This window comes from Bartonella sp. AP57NXGY, from assembly GCF_042195805.1.
Classification (GTDB): Bacteria; Pseudomonadota; Alphaproteobacteria; order Rhizobiales; family Rhizobiaceae; genus Bartonella.
This window is the reverse complement of sequence record NZ_JBHIOZ010000022.1, coordinates 12,109-19,633: the sequence shown is the minus strand read 5'-3', so window position 1 is coordinate 19,633 and position 7,525 is coordinate 12,109. Positions and strand designations below refer to the sequence as shown.

Below are 7,525 nucleotides of genomic sequence, written 5' to 3'. Positions count from 1 at the left end.
ACAGGTTGATCACCCGTATAAGAATGGATTGTTGTCATAAAGCCCTTTTCAATGCCCACCGTGTTGTGTAAAACTTGTGCAACAGGCGCCAAACAATTGGTTGTACAAGAAGCATTTGAAACAACGCGATGCTCGCTGCTTAAAGATTGATGATTAACCCCATAGACAACCGTAAGATCTGCTCCTTCAGAAGGCGCAGAAATAAGAACACGCTTTGCCCCCGCATCTAAATGAGCACTTGCTTTATCACGCGCAGTAAAAATACCCGTACATTCCAAAGCAATATCGATATCCAAATCTTTCCAAGGCAATTGAGCAGGATCACGCTCTGCGCATACCTTGATTAAACCACCTCCCACATCAATAGCATCCCCTACCACCTTAACGATCCCAGGAAAACGCCCATGAACTGAATCATAGCGTAATAAATGGGCATTTGTTTCCACCGATCCCAAATCATTAATTGCAACCACTTCAACATCTTGTCGTCCACTTTCCACAAGTGCACGTAAAATATTGCGACCAATACGACCAAACCCATTAATTGCAACACGAACTGTCATTTCACATGTTTCCTCATCAATTTTTTAAGCACAACATTTAAAACACAATAAATGGGTATTTCACCAATCCAAAATCATTAATTCCCACAATGTCAATATCTTGATCACTCACTCACTTATCCACAATAATGCACAAGATCATCCACAATACTGCACAGAATATGATGCCCTACAATCACCCCATTCATGACAACACAAGCTGTCACTTTGTCTTTTCCTCTTTGATCTTTTCCAGCCCTTTTTCAACGGTGGCAACAACATTTTCCCAAGTAATACCAAAATGCGCATAAAGGGCATCAATTGTTCCACTTGCCCCAAAGCCCTCCATACCAATAAACACACCATCACAGCCAATAAAACGGTCCCATCCTTGGGCGACAGCAGCTTCAATGGCAACTTTAATCGGTGCATCTCCAATGAGAGCACGCTGATAGGAGAGAGATTGTTGAGAAAAAAGTTCAAAACAAGGCACAGAAACCACACGCGTTGGGATGCCTTTTTCTTCTAACACCGCATGTGCTTCCACTGCAATTTGCAATTCTGAACCAGAAGCAAACAGCGTCACTTGTGCATCATCGCTAGCTGTTAGAAATTCATAAGCACCAAGCATACAGAGATTTTCTTCTTCATACTCTTGACGCAAAAGCGGTAGATTTTGTCGACTTAAAGCCAAGGTAGAAGGCGTCCCGCATGCTTTCAAAGCCAATTGCCAACACTCGACTGTCTCCATAGCATCGGCAGGACGGAACACAAAATGATTAGGCATTGCACGCAGGCAAGCCAAATGCTCTACGGGTTGATGGGTCGGACCATCCTCACCAAGACCAATAGAATCATGAGTCATGACATAAATCACCCGCAACCCCATGAGAGAAGACAAACGCATAGCAGGACGCATATAATCAGAAAAGCATAAAAAGGTTCCCCCATAAGGAATAAAGCCGCCATAAAGGGCAAGACCATTCATCACAGCTCCCATTGCATGTTCGCGAATTCCATAATGCAGATAGCGCCCTGAAAAATCTTCAGCAGAGATACTTTTCATCTGGCTACTTTTTGTATTATTAGATCCGGTTAAATCAGCCGAACCACCAATAGTCTCAACAACGACTTCATTGATCACTTCAAGAGCCATTTCCGAAGCTTTACGCGTAGCAACAACGGGGCGCTCTTCAACCAATTTCTGTTTATAAGTATCAATAGCGCCATCAAATCCGCCCACGAGATCGCCCCGCATCAATCTTTCAAACTCCACACGCTCTGAGACAGGAAGATCAGCAAATTTTTCTTCCCATTTTTGGCGTTTTTTAGCAGCATTGAGACTAGCCAAGCGCCAATTATCGAGAATATCGGCTGGAATAACGAAAGGCTCAGCATCCCACCCTAACGCGATACGGGTTTCAGTGATTTCTCGTGCGCCCAAAGGGGCTCCGTGAACTTTATTGGTACCCGCTTTATTGGGTGCTCCAAAGCCAATTGTTGTTTTACAAGCGATCAAAGTTGGTTTATCGGAATTTTGTGCCGCCTCAATAGCCCGCGCAATTGCTGCTTGATCATGCCCATTGACTTTATGTGTCTCCCAACCAGATGCCTTAAAACGCGCAATCTGATCTGTACTGTCAGCAAGGGAAATCTCTCCATCGATAGAAATATTATTATCGTCCCACAACACAATAAGCTTATTGAGTTTCAAATGACCAGCAAGGGAAAGTGCTTCTTGAGATATCCCTTCCATAAGGCATCCATCGCCCACCAACGCATAAGTGTAATGGTTGATAAGATCACCAAAACGAGCATTTTGCAAACGCTCTCCAAGAGCCATCCCCACAGCATTAGCCAACCCTTGTCCAAGAGGACCAGTCGTTGTTTCGATTCCTGCCACATGCCCATATTCTGGATGCCCAGCAAGCTTTGCTCCTAATTGGCGAAAATTTTTGAGATCTTCAATGCCAATATCTTCATAACCAGAAAGATACAAGAGAGCATAAAGCAACATAGACCCATGTCCTGCTGATAACACAAAACGATCACGGTTAGGCCAGCGAGGTTTTTTGGGGTCATGAGCAAGGAATCTTGTATAAAGAACCGTAGCAATATCGGCTGCTCCCATTGGCAAGCCCGGATGACCAGAATTTGCTTTTTCAATCGCATCAATAGCAAGAAAACGGATAGCATTGGCCATCTGATTCTGTTGGTGGGTGTTTGTCATGAATACTCGACCATTTCGTTAAATACGTTATTCTGTTGCTTTTTCCGTATTCTCTTAAAATTCTCAAGAAATACTATTTTCTAACCATTAGCGTGAGACTTTTTGCCACCACTTCAATAATATTAATAACATTCCCCTCACGCGTTCTGTATATCCATGTCATTTATGCCAATACGCGCAAAAAATCCAGCTTTTAATTTATATCTATCCCCTGCTTTGCTTGCTAAAATATCCTACATACTTAAAAATAAAATGCACACAACACAAGAGTGAAAGTGATTCGTTTTTGCATAACACATTGATAAAGGATACAATTACCCAAAGGATAAAAGCAATGAACCAAGAGACTACAGTTCTACAAGATGCTTTAGAGCACCTAGAAAAGGCACTTAGAACTTTAGAGATCACCATAATAAACCGCAATGCCGTTATTGATAAAAATAACGAATGGGAAGAAGAAATCCAACGAATGAATGCTGACCGCAGCCATCTTGCCCAAGCGCTTGACAAAGCTGAAGCCCAAATTGAACGCTTAGAGTCCGTAAACAAAGAAGTTTCCAAACGTCTTATTAAAGCAATGGAAACAATTCGTGTTGTCATTGATAGATAAAGGTTTGAATGTATGGAAACTGTTTCCGTTACCATTGATGGTAAAGTTTATCGCATGGCTTGTGACAAAGGACAAGAACGTCGTCTTATTGCGCTTGCTGCTCAATTGGATCAATATATCACACATTTAAAGAACAATTTTGGTGAAATTGGCGACCATCGTTTATCGGTTATGGCTGGCATAATGATTATTGATGAAATGGAAGAAATAAAACGAGAAAATAAAAAATTACAAGAAGACTACAATACTCTTTTACGACTCCACAACGAAAGAGACCGCACCATGGGGAAAATTATGCGTGACACCACACAACGCATTGAAAATCTCACAAACCAATTGCTCAAAGATGATCAAAACCGCACAAACCTTCAAGAACAAGAACAGGAACAGGAAGATTTCTAAAAAGTACATCAGCGCATAATAAACCAGAGATTTGACTTGTCCGCCACATCTCACAGGATAAAAATTCTTAAACCCACACCAGTGTGTAAACAGTCTGGTTTTTTATAGGAAGGATTCCAGCTACTCACGACTTATGGGATTAACTTAAACCTCAACAAGAAAGCCCTACCCTGAATATTTCACCTCCGCACAAACGCTTCCTACATCAAGGAGACTGCCTTATATCACCACATTTCAAATGAAATGTCTTTTAACCGCGCAATAAGATAACAAAATCAACATCATTGTAAAAAAATCATATAAATGACAACAGCAACAAACAAATAAAGCACCCTTCGAAAAAAAGAGCTATATTCATGTTCCCTATGAATGCATGTCCAAAATCCTTGCCCCTTAGATAATATCAAGCAGATTCAATATATATTAAAAAATAACCTTATCTATTATACCGTAAAACACCGCTATTTGATACTATAAGCACCATGGAGTCTTTGCACCTGAGATGTCCATCCGATGAAACCCACCGAAAAGAACCGTATCATTTATAAACCAGCGTGAATTAAGTATTTTCATCCTTTAGAGCAGGAAAAAAGTCAAACCCGAAGAGTATGTTAATCTCATACAACCTCAAACATCATAAACAACAATAATAGCTCTTGAAAACATCCTCTACCGCTATTTTTATCCTTATAACAAATAATCCATATTTCTCTCCCCACCCCTCAAAATCTCCAAGCTTAATAAAAGAAAGAGCAAGTCGGCATCATCATTATAGTCAGACCTCAATATTGCGATAGCCCCCTTGGCTCGTAAAACGATTCATAAGAGGGACGCCTTTCTTGTACAGCTTTTTCCCATAAAACCCACCCGCTTGTGATGTACAAACAAAGAGTTATGATTAACAAAACATAAATAAATTTAAGAAAATCTTACGGAATTCGGGGTTCTAATTCAAGTTTAATAACGATAAATTATCATTATAAATCAATATGTTGCAAATGCTTCGACAAAGCATATTTTAAAAACACATTCACCCATCACTTTTTCTCATAACATACCAGTACGATTTTTTAGGCACATAATTTTAATTTTATTCAATTCTGTTTGCAAAAGTTTAAAATGGGAAAAATTTCAAGGCTCTTATCCAAAAAGCGAAAGAATGAACTCTCATTATCAATAAACATCTCGCTCGTATAAACATCAATAAAGCAATCCCCAATCTGTCTCAATGAAATAAAAGGGGGGCTCCCATTAAATGCCTACCGTAAAAGCAGTTTCCTCAGAACTAAAACAAAATCAACAGACAACATCACCGCATCTGCTTCCATCCCCAAACTGGACGACCTAATGCAACACCTTGCTATCTTACGATAGGAGATAAAAGAATAATGGGTCTATGGAGGCATTCACAAGAAGCGCACACCCGTTGTTTTTAAAGCCTGTTCAAAGGCGCATGAAAAAACACCATGCGTAAACGGCTCAAATCCCTTTCGTTCCATCTTGAGAGACAGAAGCAATACGCAAGAGATTTGTCGCACCGGGCGTTCCAAGAGGAACACCGGCTGTTACAAGGAAACGATCCCCTCCTTGGCAAAAGCCTTCCTGAAATGCAATGGCTGCTGCTCGATCAACCATATCTTCTAAATTGCGAGCATCTTGCGTGACCACACAATGAAGCCCCCAAACGAGAGCCAAACGCCTTGCTGTTTCCACAATGGGCGATAAAGCAATAATCGGTCTATTAGGGCGTTCACGAGAGGCGCGCACCCCCGTTGTTCCTGAAGCCGTATAGGCAACGATAGCGGATAGAGCAAGTGTTTCAGCAATCTGACGCGCAGCAAGAGAAATCGCATCCGTTCCTGTTGATTCTGGTGCTGGATGTTGTGCTCCAACCTGAGCGGCATAAGTGTGATCCTGTTCGATTTGTCGCGCGATTCGGTCCATCATAAGCACAGCTTCTTCAGGATAACGACCAGAAGCAGATTCAGCAGACAACATCACCGCATCTGTTCCTGCATAAACTGCTGTAGCAACATCTGAGACTTCTGCGCGTGTGGGAACAGGAGATGTGATCATTGATTCGAGCATTTGTGTTGCCACCACAACCGGTTTTCCAGCTAAACGACAAGCTTTTATCAACTCCATCTGAAGTGCAGGGACCTTTTCCAGAGGCATTTCCACACCGAGATCACCCCGTGCAATCATAATACCATCGGAAATTTCAATAATCTTCTCTATATGCTCCAAGGCTTGAGGCTTTTCGATTTTAGCCATCAAAGACACCTTACTTTTCGTCAACTGACGCACCGCCATAATATCTTCTGGACGTTGAATAAAAGAAAGAGCAACCCAATCAACAGGCTGCTGTAAAAGAGCCTGAAGATCCTCCTTATCTTTTGACGTCATCGAATCAAAAGGCAAAATTGTATCGGGAAAACTGACACCCTTTCGATCAGAAATACGGGTACCAGCAACCACGCGGCACTGGACAGAATAACCATCACATACTTGCGCGCGCAGTTCCACCCTTCCATCATCAATCAACAACCGGTCCCCTGGTTTAACAGCCGCAAATACATCCTCATGAGGGAAAAAAACACGCTGCGCATCGCCAAGAACATCGCGATTATCTAATGTAAAGCTTTGCCCAACACGCAAATCTTCTTGCCCCTTAGCAAAACGCCCCACACGCAGTTTTGGCCCCTGAAGATCCACCAAAATACCAATGGGGCGTCGAACTGTTTTTTCAACTTCTCGTATAGACTCGACCAAATCACCCAGCATATCACGATCAGTATGGCTCATATTAAGACGAAAAACGTCTGCTCCTGCCCTAAAAAGCTTCTCAATCATCAAACGAGAAAAAGAAGAAGGACCAAGAGTCGCAATAATTTTTACTTTACGTGCACGTTTCACGGTGGAGAATTTCCTGAAAGAGAAGGTATAACTGAATTGTTTAACAAAGACTCATCCGTCAACTGTACCATCCAACTGGTTTGATTTCCGGTATCGATCTCTTTAAATTCAGCCTTTTGATATCCTCGAGGGAAACAATCATGAACCCCTTGAATAGTAAATTGGCTATCTTGCACACACATGGTCACAGAGCCTGCCCAGTTCCCTTTTTTTTGTGCCCCTTCCGCATAAAAATAATAAAACCGTGAAGCAAGGGGCCCCTCAATTAAAGTTTTACATTCCGTCACTGGTACCGTCCACCAGCCTTCGCTCACCCACCCTGAAAATGTACGATATCCAAGAGCAACCCCTACAGACTGTTGGGTTGTATTACAAACTCTAAAGTCAGCTTTTGCAAAAACAACAAGGGGAAACAAGAGCAAAATGCTCAAGAGAAAAACTTTTAATCCTTTCTGAAACACCCAATATCGCTTTTTTAAAATCACAAAACTTCCTCTATAATGCCAAATTCTCAAAACAAATTACACATTTCTTTTTTTTAAAGCTTTTCAAATCTAAAACGTATATTTTTATATTTTTCTTTTTATAGCCCTTTTATCAATGCATATATCTTAAAAATTTTACAAAATATTTAAAGTCAATTTGTAAAAAAGCTGTGTAGCTTGATTTACTTTTTATTTTCAAGCTTTTTTAACATAAATTCGTCGTCGAAAAACAACTTAAAATATATAACCTGGAGAAAAATACAATGAACGATACAGTAACCGATCAAACACACGCTATATCCGTAAACCAATTACGCTCTTTTATCGAACGTATTGAACG

At 41.0% G+C, this 7,525-nt stretch carries 6 protein-coding genes and 1 pseudogene; 3 read left to right on the top strand and 4 right to left on the bottom strand.

The window, feature by feature from the left end; translation table 11 throughout:
* On the bottom strand, nt 1–563 hold a 563-nt coding region (locus ACFIL8_RS04200), incomplete at its 3' end, for a type I glyceraldehyde-3-phosphate dehydrogenase (protein WP_375688978.1).
* Nucleotides 564–765: 202 nt separating this feature from the next.
* Complete coding sequence (tkt, locus tag ACFIL8_RS04195; protein ID WP_375638265.1) at nt 766–2,772, bottom strand: transketolase; 2,007 nt, start codon at nt 2,770–2,772, stop codon at nt 766–768.
* Nucleotides 2,773–3,106: 334 nt separating this feature from the next.
* On the opposite strand from tkt, the gene ACFIL8_RS04190 reads away from it, so the two are divergent.
* Nucleotides 3,107–3,382: a DUF4164 domain-containing protein gene (locus ACFIL8_RS04190; RefSeq protein WP_005774573.1), complete on the top strand. Its 276-nt coding sequence runs from the start codon at nt 3,107–3,109 to the stop codon at nt 3,380–3,382.
* A 12-nt stretch (nt 3,383–3,394) separates the two neighbouring features.
* Complete coding sequence (locus ACFIL8_RS04185; RefSeq protein ID WP_375613188.1) at nt 3,395–3,784, top strand: cell division protein ZapA; 390 nt, start codon at nt 3,395–3,397, stop codon at nt 3,782–3,784.
* Nucleotides 3,785–5,263: 1,479 nt separating this feature from the next.
* Here ACFIL8_RS04185 and pyk read toward each other — a convergent pair.
* Complete coding sequence (pyk, locus tag ACFIL8_RS04180; protein WP_375668280.1) at nt 5,264–6,700, bottom strand: pyruvate kinase; 1,437 nt, start codon at nt 6,698–6,700, stop codon at nt 5,264–5,266.
* A complete protein-coding gene (locus tag ACFIL8_RS04175) occupies nt 6,697–7,185 on the bottom strand; it encodes a DUF1036 domain-containing protein (protein WP_273790491.1) in 489 nt (162 codons plus the stop codon). Before ACFIL8_RS04175 ends, pyk begins: the two co-directional genes overlap by 4 nt.
* A 263-nt stretch (nt 7,186–7,448) precedes the next feature.
* On the opposite strand from ACFIL8_RS04175, the pseudogene ACFIL8_RS04170 reads away from it, so the two are divergent.
* A pseudogene (locus ACFIL8_RS04170) lies at nt 7,449–7,525 on the top strand (DUF2312 domain-containing protein); the annotation flags it as partial.

Bases quoted from the DNA above. Each gene is read 5' to 3' on its own strand.
- tkt (WP_375638265.1), bottom strand. From the start codon at position 2,772: ATGACAAACACCCACCAACAGAATCAGATGGCCAATGCTATCCGTTTT.
- ACFIL8_RS04190 (WP_005774573.1), top strand. From the start codon at position 3,107: ATGAACCAAGAGACTACAGTTCTACAAGATGCTTTAGAGCACCTAGAA.
- ACFIL8_RS04185 (WP_375613188.1), top strand. From the start codon at position 3,395: ATGGAAACTGTTTCCGTTACCATTGATGGTAAAGTTTATCGCATGGCT.